Source organism: Paenibacillus sp. Y412MC10, from assembly GCF_000024685.1.
In the GTDB taxonomy this organism is placed as follows: domain Bacteria; phylum Bacillota; class Bacilli; order Paenibacillales; family Paenibacillaceae; genus Paenibacillus_AQ; species Paenibacillus_AQ lautus_A.
On record NC_013406.1, the window covers coordinates 5,410,831 to 5,436,549 of the forward strand.

The 25,719-nt window shown below is 52.3% G+C and carries 18 protein-coding genes; 5 read left to right on the forward strand and 13 right to left on the reverse strand.

Going from position 1 to position 25,719, the window contains the following annotated elements; all coding sequences use genetic code 11:
* Positions 1-158: 158 nt before the first annotated feature.
* The 11 genes from GYMC10_RS23640 to GYMC10_RS23695 form a co-directional block, all read right to left on the reverse strand.
* Complete coding sequence (locus GYMC10_RS23640) at positions 159-1,556, reverse strand: family 43 glycosylhydrolase (protein WP_015736856.1); 1,398 nt, start codon at positions 1,554-1,556, stop codon at positions 159-161.
* Positions 1,557-1,642: 86 nt separating this feature from the next.
* Complete coding sequence (locus tag GYMC10_RS23645; protein WP_015736857.1) at positions 1,643-3,385, reverse strand: glycoside hydrolase family 2 protein; 1,743 nt, start codon at positions 3,383-3,385, stop codon at positions 1,643-1,645.
* Between the two features lie 33 nt (positions 3,386-3,418).
* Entirely contained in the window at positions 3,419-4,423 is a 1,005-nt protein-coding gene (locus GYMC10_RS23650) for an aldose 1-epimerase (RefSeq protein ID WP_015736858.1), read from the reverse strand.
* A 12-nt stretch (positions 4,424-4,435) separates the two neighbouring features.
* Complete coding sequence (locus GYMC10_RS23655) at positions 4,436-6,214, reverse strand: glycoside hydrolase family 2 protein (protein ID WP_015736859.1); 1,779 nt, start codon at positions 6,212-6,214, stop codon at positions 4,436-4,438.
* A 51-nt stretch (positions 6,215-6,265) separates the two neighbouring features.
* Entirely contained in the window at positions 6,266-7,201 is a 936-nt protein-coding gene (locus GYMC10_RS23660; protein WP_015736860.1) for a carbohydrate ABC transporter permease, read from the reverse strand.
* Positions 7,202-7,216: 15 nt separating this feature from the next.
* A complete protein-coding gene (locus GYMC10_RS23665; RefSeq protein ID WP_015736861.1) occupies positions 7,217-8,188 on the reverse strand; it encodes an ABC transporter permease in 972 nt (323 codons plus the stop codon).
* A 29-nt stretch (positions 8,189-8,217) separates the two neighbouring features.
* Positions 8,218-9,951, reverse strand: a complete 1,734-nt coding sequence (locus tag GYMC10_RS23670; protein WP_015736862.1) for an extracellular solute-binding protein — start codon at positions 9,949-9,951, stop codon at positions 8,218-8,220.
* 777 nt (positions 9,952-10,728) lie between these two features.
* On the reverse strand, positions 10,729-11,682 hold the full coding sequence (locus GYMC10_RS23680) for a family 43 glycosylhydrolase (protein ID WP_015736863.1): 954 nt from the start codon (positions 11,680-11,682) through the stop codon (positions 10,729-10,731).
* Between the two features lie 317 nt (positions 11,683-11,999).
* Positions 12,000-12,692, reverse strand: a complete 693-nt coding sequence (locus tag GYMC10_RS23685; RefSeq protein WP_015736864.1) for a formylglycine-generating enzyme family protein — start codon at positions 12,690-12,692, stop codon at positions 12,000-12,002.
* A 24-nt stretch (positions 12,693-12,716) separates the two neighbouring features.
* The gene (locus GYMC10_RS23690) at positions 12,717-13,088 is read right to left on the reverse strand and encodes a DUF4180 domain-containing protein (protein ID WP_015736865.1); all 372 of its coding nucleotides are present in this window, start codon (positions 13,086-13,088) and stop codon (positions 12,717-12,719) included.
* Positions 13,088-13,750, reverse strand: coding sequence for a TetR/AcrR family transcriptional regulator (locus tag GYMC10_RS23695; RefSeq protein WP_015736866.1), 663 nt, complete (start codon positions 13,748-13,750; stop codon positions 13,088-13,090). The genes GYMC10_RS23690 and GYMC10_RS23695 overlap by 1 nt, the downstream gene beginning before the upstream one ends.
* Before the next feature lie 415 nt (positions 13,751-14,165).
* On the opposite strand from GYMC10_RS23695, the gene GYMC10_RS23700 reads away from it, so the two are divergent.
* From GYMC10_RS23700 to GYMC10_RS23720, 5 genes are all read left to right on the forward strand, one after another.
* The gene (locus tag GYMC10_RS23700; protein ID WP_015736867.1) at positions 14,166-18,647 is read left to right on the forward strand and encodes an S-layer homology domain-containing protein; all 4,482 of its coding nucleotides are present in this window, start codon (positions 14,166-14,168) and stop codon (positions 18,645-18,647) included.
* A gap of 242 nt (positions 18,648-18,889) precedes the next feature.
* The gene (locus tag GYMC10_RS23705; protein ID WP_015736868.1) at positions 18,890-19,597 is read left to right on the forward strand and encodes a response regulator transcription factor; all 708 of its coding nucleotides are present in this window, start codon (positions 18,890-18,892) and stop codon (positions 19,595-19,597) included.
* A gap of 6 nt (positions 19,598-19,603) precedes the next feature.
* Complete coding sequence (locus GYMC10_RS23710) at positions 19,604-21,043, forward strand: sensor histidine kinase (RefSeq protein WP_015736869.1); 1,440 nt, start codon at positions 19,604-19,606, stop codon at positions 21,041-21,043.
* Between the two features lie 90 nt (positions 21,044-21,133).
* Positions 21,134-21,898, forward strand: a complete 765-nt coding sequence (locus GYMC10_RS23715) for an ABC transporter ATP-binding protein (RefSeq protein WP_015736870.1) — start codon at positions 21,134-21,136, stop codon at positions 21,896-21,898.
* A gap of 6 nt (positions 21,899-21,904) precedes the next feature.
* Positions 21,905-24,277: an FtsX-like permease family protein gene (locus GYMC10_RS23720; RefSeq protein ID WP_015736871.1), complete on the forward strand. Its 2,373-nt coding sequence runs from the start codon at positions 21,905-21,907 to the stop codon at positions 24,275-24,277.
* A gap of 147 nt (positions 24,278-24,424) precedes the next feature.
* On the opposite strand, the gene GYMC10_RS23725 is transcribed toward GYMC10_RS23720, so the two are convergent.
* Together GYMC10_RS23725 and GYMC10_RS23730 are read right to left on the reverse strand one after the other, a co-directional pair.
* A complete protein-coding gene (locus GYMC10_RS23725; protein WP_015736872.1) occupies positions 24,425-24,907 on the reverse strand; it encodes a hypothetical protein in 483 nt (160 codons plus the stop codon).
* The gene (locus GYMC10_RS23730; protein WP_015736873.1) at positions 24,904-25,701 is read right to left on the reverse strand and encodes a DUF3100 domain-containing protein; all 798 of its coding nucleotides are present in this window, start codon (positions 25,699-25,701) and stop codon (positions 24,904-24,906) included. The genes GYMC10_RS23725 and GYMC10_RS23730 overlap by 4 nt, the downstream gene beginning before the upstream one ends.
* Positions 25,702-25,719: the final 18 nt, after the last annotated feature.

Sequence of the window (25,719 nt, forward strand, 5' to 3'; positions counted from 1 at the left end):
ACAAGCTATTTTCCTGCCTCTTCCTATAAGGCATCGTATAGTCGGATGTAGAAAACCAGTCCCTTCCTAGCCAGAAATGGCTTCCGGGAGAACCGGAAGCCATCCATGATCGAGCTTGCAGCACTTCATTTTTCGGTTGACTAAGCCATCCGCTGGTCCTAATTCGCCGGCTTGATGTCGAAGAAGTCGATTTCTCCGTATCCTTCGCCTTTTGAAAAACGTATCGTGTTCACGCCGGCCTTTAACTGAATCCGCGCCGTGGACAGTCCCCAGTTCTCCCACCCTTTATTCGTAATATGGAACTTGTTGGCCGTTCCGCCATTCACGCTGAGCATAAGATGGGACCAATTCCCTCCGGCCGTTCCGTTCGCCGTGCGGGCCAGCAAAATGTAGTCGCCTGCGGACGGGGCATGCACCGAAAATTCCACGTAGCTCTCCGGCGTATCGATATGCCCCGCTTTCATGCCTCCCGAGCCGTTAGGGCTTTGGGATGCATAGGCGACGCCGCCGAACGTTCCCTCCTCACCTTCATAACGGGTGTGGGCCGCTTCGCCGGAAGGCAGCGCTATCGGAGCATTCGGATTCGCCGGCACGCCGAGGTTCGGCGTATGGTCGGCGTGCCATGTGAATTTCTGCGCTCGGACCTCACGGTTCCATCCCGCGTTGTTATACTTGGCGACATGGTATAGCATCCAGTCCTCCGTACCGTCGGGTGACTTGGTAAACGAATGGTGGCCAGGTCCGTACAGACCGTTGCCGGACTTGAATATCGGCTGGCTGCGCTTGGTCCATGAAGCCGGATTCAGCAAATCGCTGGTTGTGCTTGCCGTGATCAGGCCGAGGCAATAATCATTGGTCCAGCTTCCGCTTGCCGAGTACACCAGGCTGATGACGCCGCCGCGTACAATCACCTGAGGCCCTTCGTTAACATGCGGGGAATGATTCGTTTCCCAGCTGTGCGTAGGCCTCGCGATTTCGACGCGGCTTGAATCAATCGTCCAAGGGTTGCTCATATGGGCGATGTACAGATTCTGCCGCACATTGGTGTCCCCTTCCCAGCCGGACCAGATAAAATACAGCTGACCGTTAACCTGCAGCACCGTGCCGTCAATCGCCCATTTGTTTGTCGGGTCCGTTATCTGGCCTTTGTACTGCCAGGTTCCCTGCGTCGGGTCCGCCGACGTGTTCTCCATGACATACATGCGGTGGTTGACGTTATCCCCGTCATCCTTGGCATAGTAGATGTACCAGGCGCCATTGATGTAATGCAATTCGGGTGCCCAGATCCCGCAGCAGCCCGTTTCCACGACCCTCGTCGGAGCCGCGTCCACCGTGGTAAGCTGGGTGGACTTCCATATCGTCACGTTGCCTCCGGTCGTTTTCGTGAAGTAGTAAAAGCCGTCCGTGTGTTTATACACCCAAGGATCCGCTCCATCCTGCATGACCACGTTATAAAAGTTGTTCTGAAGTGTGGCCGCATGCGTCGCCTGACCCATCGGAAGAATAAGAAATGCGCATATCGTGAGCAACAATTTATTCCGGTAATTCACCTTCATCCTTTCGTCACGTTCCTTTCGGATAATGTGCAATCATACACCAAACATGGTACAAGCCTACTTCAAGATACCGGTCATAATGGGCCTTAATCCTCTATTGCGGCTTTGCGGACGTTAATGCGGCGGATCACTTCAGGATCGAATTTCGATCGTCTGTCATAGGTGTACAATCCGTTCACTTCTTGCTCCACGTCGTACAATTGGGTATAACAGAACCCGAACATCATGGGATGGTCCAGCAGCACGTTCGTTAAGCCCGCATAACGCTCCAGAAACGCTTCTTCGGATGTCGGCCTGTCGCCGTAACCCCAAGACTTCTCGTCTTTTTGGTCCGGATTCCACCAAATGCCGCCGTATTCGCTGATAAAATAAGGCTGGCCGCCATACTGCTGCCGATTCGGGAAGCTGTTGTATACCTCTCCACCGTTCTTCATCGGCTCATATCGCTGCTTGAACGTCTCCGGATTTTGGTCATAATCGTGGATATCGAAAATATCGGTCACCACATGGAAGTTGCCGCTCGTATCAATCACGGGGCGCGTCGGGTCCATTTTCTTCGTGACCTCGTATACAATGCGCAGCACATCGTTATTTTGCTTGGCGCCGTCCCGGTCCCACGTCTCGTTGAACGGGCACCAGCCGATGAGGGCCGGATGATTGAAATCGCGTTCCATGCCTTCGAGCCATTCGGGCAGGAAATGGGACAATCCCTCGGAAGTGGTAATGTCCAGCCCCCAATTCGCATGCTCCCCCCATACCAGATACCCTAACCGGTCCGCCCAATACAGAAAGCGCGGTTCAAATATCTTCTCGTGAAGCCTGGCGCCGTTAAAGCCCAGTCCCATGGAAATTTCGATGTCTTTGCGGAGATCCTCATCGCTTGGAGCCGTATAGACTCCATCCGGATAGAAGCCTTGGTCCAGCACAAGGCGCTGAAATACGGATTTGCCGTTGATGCGGAAAGCCATGCCGTCCAGCATGACGGTTCGGAGGCCGAAATATGATTGGACCGTATCGCTCGGCTGGCCATCTCCTTGCAGGGATAATTCCAGATCGTACAGCCTCGCCTGGCCCGTTTCCCACAAATGGACCTCCGACAGTGGAATGGTGAGTTTGACGGACGGCCCGGATACGACAGCACTTGCATTCCCTACCGCATTCCCCTCATACAAGGCGGATGCGGTCAGTTTATGGCCTGCTGCGTTCCCGTCGATTTTAATCTCGAGGTGGGCACAGCCATTATCCGGGTCACCCACCAGCTTCATATCGGACATATAAGCCTGCGGCACTTGCTCCAGCCATACTGTTTGCCAAATCCCCGTCGTACGGGTGTAATCGCAGCCATGCGAATAGAAGCGTCCGCTTTGCTTTCCGCGCGGCTGGCGTCCGGAACGGACATCGTCTTCCGCGCAGACGGTAAGGATATTCTCGCCCGGCTTCACATGCGATGTGATATCAAAACTGAAAGGCGTATATCCCCCGCGATGCGTTCCTACGGATACTCCGTTTACCCAGACTTCGGTTTCATAATCCACCGCCCCGAAGTGAAGCAGAATTCTGCCATTCCAATCCTTGGGGACCTCGAACTCCCGCTTATACCAGACCGCTGCCATGAAATCCTTATACTCAACGCCGGACAGCTTGCTTTCGGGACAGAATGGAACGGTGATCGTTCCGGACAGCTCATGTCCCGGTTCATGGAGTCCGCGCTCCTTCCCGCTCCGGCCATGGTCGATTTCGAATTGCCATGAACCGTTCAGATTGATCCATTGCGGCCTTACCCATTGCGGGCGAGGGTATTCGGGACGCGGTAGTGTTAATTGAGTCATGTCGAACTCCTTTTTATTATGTTTAATTGGGCTTTAGCCCCGGCTTTCCTTTACGTACAGCCGACTGGTCTCTTCCCAGATTTCGTCCGGCCCGAGACTGAAGCAGCCGATTTCTTCGGCAGGCATATCCATATTAGGGGCATTGACCAGGTTGATCTGCGGCTCAGGGCAAAAGAATCCCTCGGTCGCTTGGTTGTTCCAGATCATCCATTGCTTGTAGGAAGTGCCTACGTCATAAACCAGAGTAACCTTCCCGGCCTCATCGGTAAGCTCCATCCGGTTCCTTCCGTTCTGGGGCACGGCGGTATAGTGATTATCCATGCTTTCGAAGAACGGATAAACGCCTGCGCCTTGCATGGCCCGTTCATTCGCGGACAGCTCCTGATGGGAGCCGGTGGGCAGCATTCGCCCATCCAGCTCCCATCGCTTCAGGGCGGTCAGCTTTAAGCGGTAATCCCGGGCGTCGCCCCCCTCGGCAAATGGCGCGTTAACGGATGTATGAAACGCCAGCAAACACGGCATGGCTTCCGTGCCCATATTGGTGATCAATACCCGCTGAGACAATCCCTGATCGCTTAAGCCGTAGCGAAGCTGAATGCGGAACCGGAACGGAAAGTGTTCGAACACCGGATGCTGTTCATCCACGCGGACAGATACGGTCACATAAGCTTCCTGTCCGGTATGCCCGTATTCGTCCACCACCCATGGAATATTGTACAGGAATCCATGCAGATGATGGCCCGTCGCGTCTTCATTGACCGGGAGCTGATGGATTTGGCCGTTCCACCGGAACCGGCCGTCTTCATACCGGTTCGGAGGAAACAATACCGGAATGCCGTGAATCATCGGCCTTGCTTTGAATGCCGGCATTTCCTCCGGCGTCGGCTCATGCAGAAACCGGTAGCCCTTTTCGATGTCCCGAAACGCTATCAAGTTACCGCCGATATCCGGGAGCATGACCGCTTCATAAGCTCCTGCCCGCAGAAACACGGCTTTCTCGTTATGATATACGCCTTCATAGGCATTCGTCCCGCCCATTTCTTTTGCCTCCTATCGTCCCGTCATGATGTTGCGTATGGTTTCAAGCGGAGCCTTGGGCTTGCGGTCATACGTAAGCAAGCCGTTGATTTCCTGCTCAACATCCGTCAGCTGCGTGTAGCAGTATCCCTGGATCACCGGGGAAGAGAACATTGGATCCACTACGGCCTTGAGCCGGATCAGGAAGTCCTCCTCGTTCTCGGCTCCGGAATATCCCCAGCCTTCCCAATCGCTCTTCTTGAAGGCAATGCCGCCAAACTCCGACACCAGGATGGGTTGGCCCTCATAGGAAGCACCGCCGACGAATATCCTCCGGTTGGCCGGCATGGCTTCCACCGCCGACGCTGCTGTCGCATACCGCTTCTCCAGCACTTCCTGGCGGCTCTCATAGTCATGAATAGTGACCAGGTCCGTGGTCATATGCTCCCATCCGTCGTTATATACAACCGGTCTGCTATCGTCTAACGACTTCGTTAGATGGTACATGGCGAGCCCATGCTGCTGCTGGCGCTTATCCATCTGCACATTGGGAACACCCCAGCTTTCATTCAGCGGGACCCAGGTTATGATGCAGGGATGGTTATAATCCCGCTCGATGATCTCCTGCCATTCCGCCGTGAAACGGCGAACATACGACTCGGAATATTCGTACGCGTTGGCCGCCTCGCTCCATAACAGCAGGCCGAGCTTGTCGCACCAGTACAGGAATCTGGGGTCCTCCGTTTTCTGGTGCTTTCTCACGCCGTTGAATCCCATTTCCTTCGCCAGCTCCACGTCGCGCTTCAAAGCCTCATCCGACGGCGCCGTCAGGATTCCCTCGGGAAAATAACCTTGATCCAGCACCAGCCGCTGGAAATACGGGCGATTATTCAGGCACAGTTTGCCGTTCTCGATCGATATCTTCCGCATTCCGAAATAGCTGGATACCTGATCAACGACGTCTCCATCCTGAACAAGGCGGAATTCGATGGTATACAAGTTCGGATGCTCCGGGCTCCACAGGCGTCCCAGGCCATGGTCCGTAAAATCGCTGAGGCCGATGGTCCGCTGCTGCTCCGCGCTTCGAATGGCATATTGATCTTCGGCAACACACTCGCCCTGATAGGATACGGTGATCTGCAGCTTGAGGTCCTCCGTCGCCTTGTAGCCTTCAAGGAAGGTCCGGATGCGAATTTCGTTGCGGTCGATATCGGGCGTCATCATCGTTTTGCCCAAGTGTACCGGGGATACCGGCTCCAACCACACGCTTTGCCAGATGCCGGTCGTACGGGTGTAGAAGATGCTTGCCGAAAGCTCAAGCCAGTATTGTTTGCCTCGCGGCAGGGTGACGTCGCGGCTGAAATCTTCCGCCCGCAGCACGAGCGTGTTGCTTCCTTTCACGAGCGAAGCCGTAATGTCGGCCTGGAACGGCGTATGCCCGCCTTCATGCATGGCTACCAAGTGCCCGTTTACCCACACTTTGGCCAAATAATCCACGGCACCGAAATGAAGGATGATCCGTTTCCCATTCCAGTCCTGCGGAATTTCGAACGTTCTGCGGTACCACACGACATCATGAAAGGAAGGGTCGTCGATGCCGCTCAGCTTGCTTTGAAACGTAAAGGGAACGTTGATCTTCCTTGTAAAGGAAGCCTGCGATTCTGCCTGATGCCACCCTGCATCCTCGCCGATGGCTTCATCGTCAAAACTGAAATCCCATTCTCCATTGAGGGTTAACCACTCTTTGCGCTGAAACTGGGGCCTCGGATATTCGCTGCGAACCGTTTGTGCCTTGCTAACTTCTGTCGTCAAGATGCTGCTCACTCCTAATTAATCAGTCTCTCTATCTGCTTGTTTGAACGCCTAGCCTTTGATCGAACCGACATAAACGCCTTTCACGAAATACTTTTGCAGGAACGGATACACCAATAATATAGGCACCGTCGAAACCACGATCGCGCAATATTTAACCAGCTCCCGGAACGCGGTCGAGCTCTGGGCGCTGTTAATGACGACCCCGCCCGCGCTGCCGATCGTGGTGGCCGTTGAATCATTGGCGACCAGGATTTCCTTCATTAACAGCTGTAACGGGAACAATTCCCTATCCTTCAGCAGGACCATCGCGTTAAACCAGGAGTTCCAATTGCCGACCAAATAGTACAGGAAGATTACGGCCAGCGTCGCCTTCGACAGCGGCAGGATCACCGTGATCAGGATGTTGGCCTGGCTTGCGCCGTCGATCAGTGCCGCTTCTTCCAGCTCTCTCGGAATCGATTGGAATCCGGTCCTTAGAATGATGATGTTCCATGTGCTTAAAGCGGTCGGCAGAATCATGGCCCACAAATTGTTGTACAAGCCGATGTCCTTCATTAACAGGAACCAGGGAATCAGCCCTCCGCCAAAGAACATCGTGATCGTAATCATGACCATGATGTAATTCTTGAAATACAAGTCCCGCCTGGACAGCACGTAAGCGCCCAATATCGTCATGACCATATTGACCAAGGTGCCCAGTCCAACGTAAATGATCGTATTCAGGTATCCCCTGAGCAGGCTGTTGTCCTTAAACACCAGCTTGTAACCGTCGAGCGTGAATCCCAGCGGTTTGAACAATACCCCTCGATGAGCCACCAAAGCGCCGGGATCGCTGACGGAAGCGAACAAGATATGCAATATGGGATAAAAGCACACCAACGTTAAAGCGGTTAACAGCGTATAGTTCGTAAAGTCGAATACGCGGTCCCCGATGCTTTTATGCTTCCTGCTTCGTTTCACTTTGAGTTGCTTGATTTCCTCCATAACCTTCCCTCTCTCTTACCATAAGCTGGATTCAGATCTGCGCTTCACGATGGTATTCGTCATCCATAACAGCCCGAAATTGACGATGGAGCTTACTAAGCCGACGGCAGTGGAATAACTCAGGCTCGCTTCCCTCAAGCCCCTTCGGTAAACATAGGAAGCGATGACATCCGCCGTATCGTAGATCAAAGGATTGTAGAGCAGGATAATTTTCTCGTAGCCGGAAGCCATCAATCCGCCGATCGCAAAGATAAACAGAATGATGATGACCGGGCTGATCTGAGGCAGCGTAATGTACCACATTTTTTTCACCCTGCCGACCCCGTCGATATCGGCCGCTTCATATAACGAAGGATCGATGGAGCTCATCGCCGCCAGGTAAATGATGCTGTCCCAGCCGATGCTCTGCCAGATTCCGGAAAAGGTATAAATCGGCCGGAACAAATTGGAGTACCCGAGAAGGGACGAATAGTCTTTTCCCGTTATGAAGGAAAGCAGCTGCGTAACGACTCCCTCATTGGACGTAAAGATGTGAATGATCCCGCACACGACCACCAGTGAAATAAAATGCGGCATGTACGTGATGGTTTGCACGGTCCGCTTGAACTTGGAAGAACGGACTTCATTCAGCAGCAAGGCCAGGATGATCGGTGCCGTAAATCCAAAGACGATTCCCCATACATTCAGCAAGAGCGTATTCTTGACGACTCTCCAAAAATAGGGTCCTGAGAAAAAATCGATGAAATGCTTGAAGCCCACCCAATCGCTGTCCGCGAAGCCCAGCAAAGGCTTGAAATCCTTGAATGCGATCATGACGCCCCACATCGGCCCGTAGCAGAAGATCAAGAACCACGCCACGACGGGAAGGGCCATCAGATAGACGAACCAGTTCTTTTTCAGGTCCTTTTGAATCAAGCGTTTGGTATTCTTGGGCTCCGTGGGCGTCTGAACATGGCCTATTTCCTTGTTTTCCTGTAATATCTCCATGAATCAACCACCTGTTCTTATTATGAAAACTATCGTTGGTTATACCGATCCAAGGCTGCCTGATGGAGACTCAAGAATTCGTCCAGCCCCATGCTTTGCGCTTCCTTCAAAAATTTATCGTAAGCATCGACCGGCAATTCGCCCATGATGATCTTCGCGAAATATTCTCCGCGCAGCGTGGACAACTGATTCCCAAGCTCGGCTTCGCGCGAGGCTTCTTCTTTCGTAAACGTGATCGGCGGCATCGCCATGCTGGTATCCATGTTCTCCGTCCAGTCCTTGCGGATATCCCCGGAATAGCTGCCTTTCGCCGTGATCAACGGGTTGGCGTTGTGCTCGTCGCGGATATTCGGCCAGCTATGCCAGCGGTATTTCCAAAGCGTGACGTCTACCGGCTGACCGTCCGGATCATTGTACATGTAACTGTTTTCCGGATAATAAGGCATTCCTTGCTCATCCACCAAGTGCACGGTGCCGTACTCCCCGAAGTTGATCAGCTCCCAGCCTTTTTTGGAATAGTTGAAATCCAGCCATGCCATTGCAGCTTCGACATTTTTGCTCTGAGTAGTGATGGCTGCACTGGTTCCGGTTCTTTTGAAGTTTTTGTAGGTGGTCGCGGATTTGTCCCCTTTATTCAGAACAGGATTTAGTGCCCCCACGAAATCAATGTCGTTCTGCACTTTCCAATAGCTCCACATCGTATCCGGAGAATCCATCATCACGGCCGTATCGTCGGAAATCGCGCTGGCCATCCGTTGATTGAAATCGGCGGTAGCCCAGTCCCGATTCAGCAGGCCTTCCTTGTTCCACTTCTGCATCGTTGCGAGATATTCCTTGGCTTTCGGCTGTGCAGGCCCCCAAGCCGCCTTGCCGTTCTCGTCCACGAAGGTCCAATCCCATACGCCATATGCGCCATTAATAATGCCGGTAAAAATTTGGCCGTACGTCGAGCCGTAATTCAGCGGCGCCTTATATCCGACTTCCTTGCTTTTTTTCAGGAACTCATACCATTCGTCTATCGTGTTCGGGACTGGAAGTCCTGTCTTATCCAGCGCCTCCTGCTTGATCAGCATGCCGAACCAGGTCCATTCGGAATACGGCGCGATGCCGTAGAAGCCCAGCAGCCTGCCGTCGTCGGTCACGGTCGTTTTTCTTCTCGTTTCGTCCGAGTTGCGCCATGCCGTATAATTCGGAGCGTGCTTTTCCATCAGGTCGGTGAGATCGAGGTAAGCGCCATCGTTGACCCCTGCTTCGAAGCCTCCCGGATAACGGCCCGGGTCAATTATGATGTCCGGCAGCTCGCCGGAGGAGATCATCAAGGTAAAGGCATCGGCTTCCTGTCCGACCGGCGGCGTAATGAAGTTTACTTTGATGCCGGTGAGCTTCTCCACCTGCTTCTGAACCAAGTGATTATTCATATCCGGGATGTTGGAGTTGGCAGGCATCCAAACATCCAGCACCACATCGCCCTTTACCGGATATGCGGAATAATCGCTTGGAATGACTTCGTCAAATACATCTCCGAGGTATGTATCATTCAGCGTGCCGTTGACCTCATCGATTTGCTCCTGCGTCGGTGCTTTATTTCCGCGTATATCGCCGCTGATATCCTCGAACGTCACCTCATTCTTCTCTACTTCTTCCTCTTGGGTTACGGTGTTGTCAGGCTTGTCATTTGCCTTGCCGCTGCAAGCGGTTACCGTCGAAATAATCAGGATGGATATGAATAACAAAGTGAAAAAACGCTTCATCGTTCCGTTCATGCTTAACCTCCCATGATATGAATAATTGCGAGCACCCCGCCGCTGCGCTCTAGAGGATCCCATATGCCGTCGTTATTCAGGGGGCGTCCGGTTTTAAGGCTTTTATCTGTCTTTTTTAATCCTTCGAAGCTAGTGTCTCCTTGTGTCAAGGCATCTTCATGTCTTTGAAAGCCTTTGTCTCTTCTAATTGGCAAAATCCCGTTTCTGCTCCATCAGCTTCGCTTCATGTTCAACGCTTCATGTCTTTTCAGGCTGAAGCATGACAAGGGTCATTCGCGGTCTAAGCACCTCCGCCCTGACACGATCCTCTTCATCATGGCCATTGGATATGGATCCCCTTTCACATGTGAAATTGATGAGACTGACAGCTGTTGCACATCCATTTAATACAATTATTCTGTATCTTTAACCGAAGTATAAGCATACAACCCCATTCTGTCAACGCTTTCATACATAAATTTCGTAACTAAATTTGTGTATTATCCAAAAAAATATTTTGATAATGAGAATAACGGGAATAATGAGATGCAAAAAACTCCTTTTGAATTAAGGGGTTTTCATGAAATTTCGTTATTTTTATATATTTCGCCGTTCTCGTCATACTTGTGCATCTCTTCGTAATAAACCCCCATTTATTACAGATATATTGTAATAAATGGGGGTTTATATAGATCAAATCCTATGGTTATTCGCTTACACCAGCTTGGCACAACTCGCTCTCAACCATGTTCACTCTACAATCCCTTGCATGATCGGGAGGTTGTGAATCCGCGTACATTATTCTCCGGACGGTTTGGCCAAGGCATCCGACTCGCCGGCCGGTACGCCGAAATCCGGAGTTCCATCCGGCTTCCAGCCGAATTTCTGGATGCGGGTCGACCGCAAGGCCGTCTCGACGCCAGGCGCGGGCAGCGCATGGTAAACGATCCAATCCTCCTTGCCGTCCGGCGATTGCGTGAAGCTATTGTGACCGGTCGCGTACACTCCGTTTTCCACGCTTTTGAAAAATACGGGCTGCATCGCTTTGGTCCAGGATTCCAGATCCATCGGATCCCCGTTTTCTTCCATCGTGAGCATGCCCAGCGAATAATCCTCCGACCAGGTGGTGCTGGCCGAGTACACCATAAAGATGCGGCCGTTCCGCCGAAGAATGACCGGTCCTTCGTTAATCGCCATTCCGCCTTGTTTTTCCCAGGACAGGGTCGGAGCCGTGAGCAATACATGGTCCCCCGTCAATGTCCATGGGTTCGACATGCGCATGATGTAAATCGCGGACCCGTAATCCGGGAAATGGCCATATCCGGCATACAGGAAATAAAGCTGGTTGCCTGCGGTCATGACCGTGCCGTCCAAGCCGGGGACGGGGGTCGGCAGCGCGCCTTTCCATGCCCATTGTCCCTCCATCGGATCAGCCTCGGCGTTCTCCAGCACGCATATTTGGCGGGACTCATCCCCTCCTCCGTCATTCGCCGTGAAATAGATGTACCATTTGTTGTCCAAACGATGAATTTCCGGCGCCCATAGGTTATGGCTGTACCTTCCCCCGGGTTCCGGAGTCCAGATCGTTTTCTTCCGTCCTTCCGCAAGGCCGGTTAAGGTTGCGGATTGCGTCAGCTCCAGATGATCGCGTTTCGTCGACATAAAGTAATAATAGCCGTCCGTATGCTTCCATACCCAAGGATCGGCTGCCCGGTCTACGATCGGATTGTTGAATGTTGGTCCATTCACCATCTTCGAATCCCCCTTATCCCTTGACATTCCTGGTTTTTGATCAACACTACGGCAATTCAACCCTTGACTCCTTGAGCTCCCCACACCTCCCGCAAAAAGTTAAACCCAATCTTACTTATGTCTTCCAGCCTTGTCTATACGCAAATTCACGAGGTTTATCGCGTTAGATTATGTGACATCGGGAAGTGGGAGAAATATAAATGGGGAGCATCTAAGTTTCTATAGCCATCTTGGAAACAGCCGCGGTATTTCGATCTGTTTGATGGAAATTCGGGAGGTGCTGCACAATCAAAAAAGCTGACCCTAACGGATCAGCTTTATCTTTTTCTTGATATCGATCTCGCCAAACGAAACCCGAGATCCTCAATCCGAAACGTCGGGTGGCTGCGGCGGCGGCATGTCGCTCCGCAGCCTCTGGCTTCTTCGGCCCAGCTCCCTCCGCGGAATACTCTGTAGGAGCCGTATACATTCGGATCGTAAAGATCCCAGCACCACTCCCATACGTTTCCTAGCATATCGTAAAGCCCCCACGCATTCGGCCGCTTTTTGCCCACCTCATGCAGGACGCCTCCGGAATTCCCTTCATACCAAGCGATGTCGTCAAGCTCTCCGTAACGGTAGCCGAGACTCCCGGCTTTGCACGCGTATTGCCATTCCGCTTCCGTCGGAAGGCGGTATCCGTCCGCCTCCTTGTCACAAACGAGGGATTCACCGTCATCCGTTACCGAATAACATTCGTTCAGGCCTTCGCTCCGAGATAACATATTACAAAAGAGAATCGCTTCATGCCATGATATATTCACGGCTGGGGACTCCATCAAGTCATCGCATCCGGATGTCTTTGGCATGATTGAGAAATACAACGCCTTCGTTACAGGGACCGGTGCAAGCTGAAATGCAGGCACTTCCACCGTCCACGAGGACTTTATGCGGTCGTCCCTTAATTGAACTACGCCTGCTGGAATATTCACCATCGAAACCCCTTTTGGATCAAACCCAGATACCGGCAACGCTCTTCCTCCCGTACTCGCTACTTAGTTATTCCATTTGCTTAAACGTTCAATCCCCTGCTGTTCACTGGGCAAGAAAAAGAAATCATGGCCCTTATTGCATTCGTAAATAAAATCTTGAAGGCTTTGGCTTGGATAAACCGAAAAGTCTCCAATGATTGCCATTTTCACCTGATAATTGATAAACTTCTGGAGAATGTCGCCTGCAAGCCGCGTCTTCAAATCGAAGAAAGACTCGCTTATCAACGATTGATCCATCACAATGCGGCGGCTGTCCGTTTCATATTGCACGGTGGCCACGAGATCCAGGGCCGACTGGACATCCTTAATCAATACCTCGCTGCTGCTTACGACAGCAATCGTTCCTCCATCGGTTTCAACCTTCGTGATATTCATCAAACTCCTCCTCTATTGATAAGTCTTCTTACATAATCCTCACATATGTACCGGTTATCCTCGTCCTTGTCGGGCGGAACCTTCGCTACTCTAAAGAAGCTCAGGCCAATAACCATCGCCATCAAGCCATAGGCGGCACTGTGGGAATCTTCAACCGACATCTGCCCCGTCCGGTTACCGTATTCCATAATCTTGGCGATGCCTTGGAGATCGCGCTCGTAACTCTTGGATGCAACTTCCTGCAAATGACGGTCCAGCATGGCTTTTGAAAAAAACTGCACAAAGAGCTTGCCTTGATCCTCATAGGGGATAAACATCTTGTCGACTCCGTCAAGCTGCGAAACATTCAGCTTCTGATCCGTGTCCTCGCTGAACGGAGGGAGCATATGCTGCAGGACAACCTCCATCATTTCCTCGGCTGACATGGCAGGCTCAATGCCTGATTCGATCTTTAGCCCATAGTAGGCCAGGAACGACTTGAAGGCTTCGGTCGTCAAATGATCCTTATTCTTGAAATAATAAGTGACCACTCCCTTGGAGCAGTGTGCATACTCGGCAACCTTATCCAGCGTCATCCCTTCAATTCCATGCAAGCTGATGCAGGTTAACGTGGCGTTAATGACGTCTGCCCTGCGCTTTTGTTCCATTCCCAATTTGGGCATCACTTCTCACCTGACATCTTGATTTTATTTATACTGAACAGTCGGAATAAAAAAAGTGTACACAATGTTGATTCACGCTGTCAATAACATTTATTTGGCTGGCAGCTGGCTGCATGGGGCAAATCCTAAGTTTCTCCTACGATCTCTCGCCAGCTGCTGTATCCATCGAAGCAATAAGATTCTGGTTGAAGGATATTTCGCACGAGGCGGACACGCCCGCATCTTTTTAAAGAGGAGCATTTGTAGAGAACCTGTATAGCTATTGTAGAGAATTTGTAGAGCATGCTTTGTTATTCTGATTTCCGCTTGTCAAAATATGTTCTTCCATGTCAAGAAGGCCGCTTTGGGGCAGGTTCGCTTGAGATGCAAGTACATGTCGGCACACAAATCAAAAAGAAGGAGGATGATCATTTTCATGAAAAAATCCGGAAAATTCGGATCCTTGTTTATGGTGATCTGTATACTCGTTGCCACGTTTCAGCCTTTGACGGCACCAGCCTATGCGGCGGCGGCACCCGAGGACAAATGGGTCACCTATAAACTTGATGATTTCAGTAATCCCAAACAGGTCGGATTATTCTCGCTGAACGGCCAGGCCAAAGTGATGCAAGACAGTAAAGGTCGCGATATCCTGCGTCTGACCGAGGCACAAGGAAACCAGTTCGGTACGGCTTTTAACAAAAAGCTGATCGCGGCAGGGAACAACTATTCCTTCAGCACTTTTTTCAAGTTCCGCCTGAACGGGGACAATCGCACCAACTCTCCTGCCGACGGCATCACCTTTACCATTCAGGCACAATCCAACAGTGCGGGTGAAGTCGGCGTGGGCATTGGTTATGGGGGAATCAAACCCAGCTTTGCGGTGAAGTATGATACATACAAGAACCCGAGCCCGGTCAATGATCCATCCGCTAACTACATCGGACTTGCAAAAAACGGTAGTGTGAACAATACCAATCCCGATTGGTATACAACGAACCTCAATGGCATTACGCTGTCTGGGGGAGAAGATCTATACTCCTGGATCGACTACGATGGACAGACCAAGGTCGTTAAGGTTTACCTCAGCAAAGATGCTACGCGTCCGACAACTCCCGTTCTGGAAACAAGCAACATTGACCTGGACGAAATCTTTGCCGGATATCCCGGCGTTTATGCCGGATTCACCTCCGCCACCGGCGGCTCGATGGAAACCCATGATATTCTAGGATGGTATTTCACGAACGAATTCGAGCCGATCGATACGGCAAATCCAGGCTATGTCTACAAACAAGCTCCAACCGACGTCAGAATTGAAGTCGTTCCTACCTCTGAGCCTGGGAAGTATGAAGTGGTAGGAACCGCGCTTGATGTAAACGGCCATCCCGTGGAGGGAGCCCCGATTACCTTCTATTCCGAGGAAGGAGTATGGACTTCTCCATCCCAATCGACCAATAGCCAGGGACAAGCTACGGCCATTCTGGATTTTGGCGATAATCCTCCATCGGGAGAGATAAAGGTTGTGATGGTAGGTGGAGCTTACGCTACGGTACCGAAGGCTCCGGTCCTTACATCAGGTGATACACCTGCAACAGCTAATGAGCTGTCGTGGATCACTGTAACAGGAGCTACTTATTATAATCTTTATAAGGACGGTGTCCTGCTCGACACGAATATTCAGGTTCCCTCGTATACCTTAACGGGGGCAGATCTGGATGAGATCTCACAATACACTGTAACGGCAGTTATATCTGGACCGGCCGGTACGATCGAGACCCTTCCATCTAATCCAGTTACTTTAGGGCTCTACTTTGATCTGCCAGAATACAAACTCAATACGAGTCCTCTTGCACAAAACTACACGCATCCTACGGTGGTCACGTCTGTTTATGAGACCGGTAGTAGAGACGTTACCCTGGAGGTAACGGAGTTTACCGTTAAAAATCCACTGGTAGCTACGATAAGCGAAGACGGTTTACTGACGGCAGTAGGTGCGGGCACCACCGTAATCGAGGCCGTATATAACGGTAAGACCACTCAATCCATTGTTAAAGTAAGCATCGATGCTCCGGCATTAAGGGCCGAACACGTTCATGCAACTGGAGCCGAATTATTGTGGAACGCCGTCCCGGGCGCTCAAACGTACAACATCTATGATGCCAACGGACAGCTAATCGCCGACGGATTGACAGGCACTAGCTATGTCTTGTCCGGCCTGAAGCCGGAAACGAAGCAAAGCTATGTCATCAAAGCCGTCAGCAACGGCATTGAATCCCCTGCTTCGCCGCCCGCGGAAGTAGCCACGCCGGTCTCCGGCCTGCGCGATCTGTTGATCGATCCGGCAAGCGTCACGCTGCAGACCGGTGATCAGCACACGCCTAAGGTAACGGCGGTTTCCTTGGATGAAAGCATTCAGGATGTAACAGGCAAAGCCACATATACATCTTCCGATGAAAAAGTGGCCACGGTCGATGCCAATGGCGTCGTTACCGCCGTAGCACCAGGCACGGCCATCATCACGGCTACGCATGACGGCAAATCCGTCACGCAAACCGTCCATGTTCATGATCAGGCATTATCTTACAACCTGGATGTAACCGTGACCCCTGAAGGCGTACTGGCAGACGGGAAGTCTACGGTCACGGTTACCGCTAAGGCTACCGATTCCAAGGGCAACCCGGTTTCTGGAGTACCCGTGGTCATCACATATGATTCTGGTAAAACCAAGACGGTGACCACCAATGAAGAAGGGATTGCCGTATGGACATACGAACCTTCGGTTTTAACGGACACGACGCCGTTATACGACATCGTCGTGGCAGAGATACAGGATCCCGGCACAGGCACAACCGTTCAAGCAAGCAAAGGGGTTCATTACTTCCCTGCCGCCATTGACGGCATCGTTGTGGATCAAATCACAGGCAAACCGGTAGCAGGCGCAAAAATTATCGTGGAATCCGATTTCAACAACGACGGAATTCCTGATTTCTCGGCTGAGGTAACGACCGGCGAGGATGGCTCGTACCAGATACCGGTTCCGCGCGGCAACTATACCTATGAGCTGAATATCGAAACTCCGGTTCAAATCGGTGGGCGTGATTTTACGTTGACTCATACCAAAGAGGTTACGATCGGTACAGTGCAACCTGGCCAAACGATCAAACCTTCGAACCTGCTGAGAGGTCAATTATTCGTTGCTTCCGCAAGCGGAGCATCCAACCCGGACACCATTGGGGATATCCTCGGCAGCGGAAAAGCCGTTGCACTGCTTCAAGGCTTGAACGGCAGCAGCTTTAAGCAGCCGCTCGCCGTCGCCAATGACGGAACGTTCTCGCTGGATCAAGTCCCGCCGGGGAAATACCAAATATCCTACCAGCTTGAACTGGCGGATGGAACGGTATTGGCAGGTCCTGCTTCCATCTTGGACGTGGATATGACCCAAGACGGACAGACCGCGATCGTATATTCCCTGATAGATCCTTACGGCATCATCACGGATGCATCGACAGGAAAAGTGATTAGCGGCGCAGACGTTCAATTGTATTGGGCTGACACTGAGCTGAACCGTCAGAAAGGACGGGTGCCGAACACACTCGTATCCTTGCCTGCACTGGCTGGGTTTGCGCCTAACCAAAATGCCAATCCGCAAATTTCCGACGCGGCTGGCGAATATGCATGGATGGTATATCCGGAAGGCGATTATTACATCGTCGCGAAACGAAGCGGCTATTACACTTATGACACTCGGGTTTCCAAACCGAATGCCCCAGCCGTTAACGGTTCCGACAGTTATATCCAAGACGGGATCATCCATGTGGGACAGAGCATTATCGCATTTGACTTTGCTATGCAGCCAGTACCGTCCTCAGGTAATGGCGGGGATTCATCCGGATCGGGTTCTTCTCCATCAACGCCGCCTTCAAGTCAGCAGGGCGATGTGACATTGAACCTGTCCACGGACAAGAAACAAGTCCAAGAAGGCACGCAGTCGACCATTACCGTCGATTACGCTAACCGCACCAACGCGGCATTACGTGATGCATCGGTTCAAGTTACCCTCCCTGAAGGCGCCGAAGTCGTGAATGCTCACGGCGGAAAGGTTGAAGGCAGAACCGTAACCTGGAATGTGGCTCATCTCCCTGCCGGAAGCACCGGCAGCTTCAAACTGGACATCAAGTGGGGACAGATTGCAGCCAAAGAGATTCAATATGAAATCATCGGACAGCTTACGGCAGGTAGCAGCAAAAAATCCAATAGCGTCCATGTTCAAGTATTCTCTGACCGGTTCGGCGATCTCCAGCATCAGCGTTATATTCTCGGGTTCCCTAACGGTAAATTCCAACCGTCCAATACCTTGACCCGGGCCGAGCTCGCTGCAATCGTTGCTCGTCTTTCGGAGAAAACCGTAGGTAACGAGAACTCAAGCTTTAACGATATTCGAAAAGGACATTGGGCGACCGATTACATTCGAATCGCGGTATCCCAAGGATACTTCAACGGTTACGCAGACCATACGTTCCGTCCGGATGCACCAGTCACTCGCGGAGAACTGGCTGCGGTGCTGGCCCGTTTCCTGGACTTGGACACATCGGCTTCCGTAAATCGCCATTTTACGGACATCGAAGGAAGCTGGGCTGCCGAATCCATTGAGGCATTATATCGCAACAATTTGCTATCCGGTTATCCTGGAAACACGTTCCGGCCGAACAACCGCATCACGCGGGTCGAAGCCGTCACGTTGATCAACAAAGCGTTATACCGTGGACCTTTGACGGGATTGGAGCCGCTCTTCCCTGATGTAGCAGAAACCCATTGGGGTTTCGGCGATGTTCAGGAAGCAACGGTTTCTCACCAGTCCACTCGTAATTCAGACGGCGTTGAGGTTTGGGTTTCCACGCTTAAGGATAATGTGAAGTAATAATACTCTCCCTCATAGGGAGGATGCTGTCGATCATCAAAGCATCCAACCGCTCAACCCCCGGTCTTATTCCAGACCGGGGGTTTTCCTTGTTCCAGATACATGTAGGCATGCATTCAGCTAACTTAAAAATAGCGACAGGGTTATCCAGGTGGATTTTCCTTATCTTCCCTATGCTTAAATCCGACCCGTGCTATAATGGATTCACTATTTAAAGCAAACGGAACAGGGGCGACTTTTTCATGCAATCTCCTAAAACGGTACTGATTATTGAAGATGAGCGGGATATCTCGCGCATTGTGAACGATTATTTGCGTGTCCAGGGATTCAGCTCGTTCATCACGGAAAATGCGAGGGACGGATTGCAGGAAGTCCGTAACCGGCAGCCGGATTTTATCATTCTTGATTTGACGCTGCCAGACGCTGACGGAATTGAAGTATGCCGCGAGCTTCGTACATTGACTTCTGCGCCCATACTTATTTTAAGCGCTCGCAGCAGTGACACGGACAAAGTGCTTGCCTTGGGTTTCGGCGCCGATGATTATATGACCAAGCCCTTCTCGCTCAGTGAGCTGGTCGCCCGGGTTCAGGCGCATTTGCGCAGAATGGTCGACCCGAAACTCCAGGCAACAACACAGCTGCTGTTGCGATTCGGCACGTTATCGATTGATAAAGGCGCCCGCAAGGTCATGGCCGGACAGCGGGAAATTGCACTATCTGCGAAGGAATTCGACCTGCTCTATTTTCTCGCATCCAACCCGAACCAAGTGTTTACCAAAACGCAGCTGCTGGATCAGGTGTGGGGGTACTCCGCCTATGTCGAGGATAATACGATCACGGTCTACGTTCGGCGGCTCCGCGAGAAGCTGGAACGCAGCGGAATCAAATCCGCCTATATCACGACGGTTTGGGGTGTCGGTTATAAATTCGACCCCGATGAAACGGAGTAGCCTTTTATGCACTGGAAACCATGGTATGCAAAGAGGCTCTGGGCGGCTTGCCTGTCTCTTCTTGTACTTTTGCTGTCCGTCGTTTGGCTCGCTTGGCCCTCGAACCAGCCTGCTTCGTCCTCTATCGTCAACCACATTCGCTTGCTGACCAATACGATCGTCCATACGTTGGAGAACGAGTCTGCCGAACTGATCCCTCCCGATGCTCCGATTCGTGAGAAATTAACCAGCTGGAGTCAAGAAACACGGATCGGCCTTAAGGTCGTGCTCCCTGACGGAACCATGATATATGACAGCGATGATTCATCGGTGCGCCGTATTCATCCTCGCTTTGAGCTGGACTATACGCTGCGTATGTCCGACGGCGACCCGCCCGAATACCACCTGGCATTTCCGCTGCTGGATGCCGGAACCAACGCCTTCGCAGGCTATGCGCAGTTTACGGTCCCTGCATCTGCGGTGACCGCGGCCATCCCTTCTTCCGGCTTACTTCTCGTTGTGCCATGGATCTCGCTTTCCTTGGCACTTTTGACGCTGCTTTATGTAATCTTCTCCGCCGGACGCCGGGTGCAGCGTGATCTGGTTGAGCCTGTTGCCGGGCTCAAGCCCTATGCGGAAGCCATCCTGAAGGGCGATTACGAGCAGCGCGCCGAATGGACAAGCAATAACGAGGTCGGCGAACTCTACGCCGTATTTGATCTCATGCGTGAAGAAATTCGCAATTTACATATGCAGCAAGCCTCGCACAGCCAGTCGCACAAGGAGCTCATTTCCAATCTGTCCCATGATTTAAAAACCCCGCTGGCGACCATCAAAGCCTACATCGATGCGATTCGTGAAGGCATCTGCCCCGATCTGCCGAGTGTGATGACTTACCTGGAGGTGGTGCATGCCAATACAAGCAAGATGGCTGTGCTTGTAGACGATTTGCTGCTGCACGCGCTGCGTGATCTGGACCAAATTGCGGTGCGTCCGCTGGAGCAGTACAGTTCTTCGACGATTGAACCTGTGTTGCGAACCATGGCGCACTACATACGTACGATGGGGGTGCGCTGCGTGGAGCCTTCTTCCATTCCGAACGTGCTTGTTATCATCGATGCTGTGCGTTTCGAGCAGGTCATCGCCAATCTCGTCACGAATGCCCTGAAGCATACCAAACCCGGGGATACGATTACGCTCGCCGTTGAGGAGTTCGCCGAATCATCCAGTTTGCGGATCATAATTTCCGATACGGGCAGTGGTATTTCCCCTCAGGACATGCCCTTTATTTTTGAACGGTATTACCAAGGCAGTGTCCCGGACCGCAAGAAACTGGCCGAGCGGCACGGGGTTGGACTCGGTTTGTCGATTTGCAAATATATTATGGAAGCGCATGGCGGCACGATCACGTTTCATAGCAAGCAGCAGCAGGGAACGACCTTCTGCTTGACTCTGCCGCTAAGCTGACCCCTGTCATACTTTATTCATAATTTGATAAGGAATGCGCAAGAATCGTCCTCTATAATTTGGAAACACGAGAAGAGAGGAGACCCTGTCATGCCTACAACCAAAACCATCATGCTGCAAGCTTCCAATTTATGCAAAACCTATACCACCGGCAAGGAGCAGTATCATGCCGTTCGCAATGTCGATCTGTCGATATATGCCGGCGACTTTACTGTGATCATGGGAGATTCCGGGTCCGGAAAGTCGACCTTGCTTTACTTGCTTAGCGGACTCGACGCCGTGACGGCCGGAGAAGTCCACCTTCAGGGACAGCGCCTCGATCAGTTTTCGGCTAAGGAGCTTGCGCGTTTTCGAGCAGATCAAATCGGTTTTATCTATCAAAACAGCAACCTCGTGCCGGATTTGACGCTGTTCGATAACGTCGCTCTTCCTGGTTATATCGCCAATCGGGACAAAGAAGCCGTAAAACAAAGGGCCAATGACCTGATGACAAGCCTGCATCTCGAAAAACAAGGCACCCGGCTGCCTTCCCAGGTGTCCGGAGGCCAGCAGCAGCGGGCCGCCATCGCCAGGGCGCTCATCAACAATCCGGATATGATTTTTGCCGATGAACCCACCGGCAGCCTCAACTACGAACAAGGTGTTACGGTGCTCGATATCCTGAGCCGGATGAATGCGGAAGGCCAATCGATTGTCATGGTCACCCACGATATGAAGGCGGCCTGCCGCGGCAATCGCCTGATCTACATTCGCGACGGCAAGATCGGCGGCACGCTGGATATGGGACCCTACGTCCCGGAGTTAGCCTCCGAGCGGGAAGCAATGATCTTTGCTTATGTCACCGGGAGGAGGTAGTCCAAGATGCGTGCCATATTGACGCTATGCTGGGGGAACATTCGCAAACGAAAATTGCAAAACGCGCTGATCGCATTGCTCATTGCGCTATCTGCTCTATTAGTCGGCACCGCTTTCACGGTCTTGATGAATACGGAAAATGTATTCGAAGAGCGCCATACGGCTGCTCAAGGTGCCCATGAAATCATAAATATGACCCGCGGGCTGCATGATGAACGCATGGTTGCCGATTGGTGGTCAACCCAGGAGGGGGTGACCGCCTCCAGCCTTATTCCTTACAAGCCTTGGACCGGCTTGGTCTATAACGGGCAAGAACTGCCCAATCTTTATCTGTATATGATCGATACGCCTCCGATGCCGCATGGGGTCAATCATCCGCTCCCCGGCGCCGGACCGGCTCAACTGACCGTTCCGGAAGCCGGAACCGTCTGGGTGCCCACCTCGCTCGCCTACAAATACGACATGGAAGTCGGCGATGAATTGGTGTTCACGGCCGGGGCTGCCCCGGTACAATTCACGATCGGCGCTATCGTTATTGACCTGTCACATGGCGGCCCCTTCACCACCACTGCCCGCATCTGGATGAACGAAGCGGACTACCTTTCCACCATGGGCGGCTTGTCCACGCCGGAGCAGTACCTGGTGTCGCTTCGCTATGCGCATCCCGAACAAAGCGGGGAGTACTGGCAGCGCTTTGAGGAGGCGCTCGGATCGCCGTTTTTGGAAGAACGCGTTTCGTTTGCCGAGCTGTCCGCCTTTTACTTTATCATGAACAAAGTGATCGGCTTCGTCATGAGTTTCCTCGGACTGGTCATGATTGCTGTCGCCTTGCTTACGATCGGCTTTACGATCACGGACACGATCCTGGCCAATTACCGCACGATCGGCATTCTCAAATCCATCGGCATGACCTCCGAACGCATCATCGTCACCTATATGCTGCAGTACGGCTTGATTACCGTTATCGCCTTGATCCCTGCCCTGATCGGCAGTCGTCTGCTGTCGGATGTCATCATTCAGAATGCCTTATCCTTCCTCAAATCCGAGGCGGCGCCAGTGTCCGTGCAGGCGCTGGGGGTCGCAATCTGGACCGGCATCGGCATGCTGATCATCATCCTCTTGTGCGTCGTCCTCTATGCAGCCAAAACGCGCCATATCGAGCCGATTCAGGCGATCCGCTATGGCATGTCGGAGTCTTCGCATACCCATGCCCATCGAGGTGGAACCGGCACAAGGCTGCTGGACCGATGGTCCGTACCCGCCGTCATCGGATGGAAGCATGTGACCGGCAACAAAAAAGGGGCGGCGCTGATCTTTCTGTTGATGAGCATTACCGCGGCGGTGCTCGTCTTTGGCACCCTGCTGGTAACGAGCGTCTATCGCATCAGCGAAACCTCCGCCCAGTGGGGCTACGACGATGCGGATATCGCCATCATGGTGATCAACGCTGACGGAATGGATCGTACAGAATTGCAATCTTTTATCGAGAAGGATCCCAGGGTCCTCAGCCTGAACTGGTCCGGCTCGGCCATTGGGGTTGTTGCGCAAGCAGATGGCACTCAACCGACGTTCAGCCTCCCGCTGACCGTGGTGGAAGGCAGCATGGACGAGATGGGATTGGCCTCGCTGACAGGCCGGAACCCCGTGCTGCCTAACGAAATCGCGATCGGAGTCAACATTGCCCGCAAATTGAATAAAGATATTGGCGATGCCGTCACGATCTACATCGAAGGAAAACCGCATCAGCTGCTGATCACCGGCACGTTTCAGTCCATTTCCAACATGTCGAATATCGCTCGGATCACATCGGACCTTGTCGGGGAGATCAATCCGGACGCCGGGTTTGTTCAACTTCGGAACCAAGCGGATAGCGATGAGTTCGTGCGACAGCTGAATCAACGCTATAGTCCGGTGATCCAGGCCCTCAAGCAGGAAGTGCTGCTGGATTCCGTATTCAAGGAGGCCGCTGCCGTGCTGCTCATTCCGATGAGTTTGCTGGCCCTTCTGTTCCTCGCCGTCACTTGCCTGATCGTCTATAGTACTTGCCGCCTGCATATTCGCAAGGAAACGAAAACCTACGGCATTTACGCTTCGCTCGGCCTGACGGCATCAGACATCCGCCGCGCGTTGACAAGCGGCATTGCCGGACTCGCTGCCCTCGGTACGCTGGTTGGCATGGTATGCGGAATCTACGCGCTGCCAGCCGTGCTACGCGGCTTGCTGTCTGCCTACGGCATCGTCAAGCTGCCGCTGGTCATGGAGTGGCCGCTGGCGATTGGCCTGACGCTAATCGCTCTTGCCATTGCCGTCAGCGGCTGCTGGTTGGCTTCGCGAGCCCTTGACCGCACCTCCTTGCGAGTGCTGGTGACGGATTCGTAAGGAAAGTCAGCGAGAAACGGCTGCGACAGACTAATGAGCCGTTTACCAAACGAGGCGAAAGCTATCCGTTTCGCTGTTGAACGAGAAAAAGATGACCTCCGCTTTTCGGAGGTCATCTTTTTTAGCTTCTTGGCTTTGTTCCATATTTTACTTACCGGACAAATAAAGGCCGAGCTCTGACAATAACGCGCTCCCTACGTACGTGCCCGTGAACACGAACACCGCAACGATCGCGACGCGCCAGGAGGTTTTGCGAAGATCAACCAGCCTGTCGGCTACGGAAATGCCGGCGAACGCCAAAATCGGAGTGGTGATGGACAAAAAGTTGACGTTGGCAATGGCGTCCACAAACACATCCGAAATCAGGCAGCAGATCAGCGAAACGATCGATACCCAGCCGAGCACCGGGAATTCCTGCAGGAATTTCAGCGGAACCTTTTTCATGAGCGTCGAGATCAGAACGCCGATGAAGGAAAAAAGCCAAAGCACGGATAAGCCGGCAATCGTCCCCATCGTAATATGGCCCTCTCCGTTTTTGATGAATTTCATTTGCTCCGTAAATAAAATAAGACCGACGCTAAGCAGCAGGACGAGGGCGTATTTTGCGTATTTATTCAAACCTGTGCTCATTTCTTTTCACCTCTGACCATTAATTTGTACATAAACCGCTGCAGCGGCACTGCGAGAAATACCATCGTATACGTTCCGAGGAAGCTGGTAAGCAGCTGGCTTGCAGCAGCGTATCCGTTAATGGTCTCCGTCATCTCAGGAGAATGCGCGATTAACGCCGAAGAAGAGCCTGTCATCATGCTGGCGGAACCGACCCCGGAGGACATCGCCAGCGCTTCGATCGAGAAGCCGGCGGCAACCATCACCGGCGCCAGAATGCTGAAGAACAGCGTGCCGAATAGGGTACCGATAATATAGAGGGACAGTACCCCGCGGCCTTCGTCGGAGTCGAGCGTATACTTCTCGGATATATAAGCAAGTTCCCCTTCCCTTCCAAGTCCAAGCGTAGCGCCGATGGCTTCCCTTCTCAGGCCAAGCAGGATGGCGATGGGAAGTCCGAGCAGAATCGTCCCCAGGTTGCCGATTTCCTGAATGATGAATACCCAGCCTACTTTTAAGATTTCTTCTAATCTAGGAGCAACGTCGGCGCCGTATCTCGCCATGAGCGGCAGCATAATAAAGATCAGGTACTTGCTGGAGAAACCTACGTTTTCCTTGCTGTAAATTTTCTTCATCAAGCCTTTCCGGAATATCGACAAGCCGAGCACCATCGTGATCAAAATGGCGAATACGAGTGGAAGCAGGCTTATTTTCACGGAGCCGACCTGGATGGACTGAATGCCGATAAATTCGGCAACCGCTATAACAATGAGCACGAATGCAAGCAAATAGAGATACTGTAGTTTTAACTTCATGCCATGATGTCCTCTTTT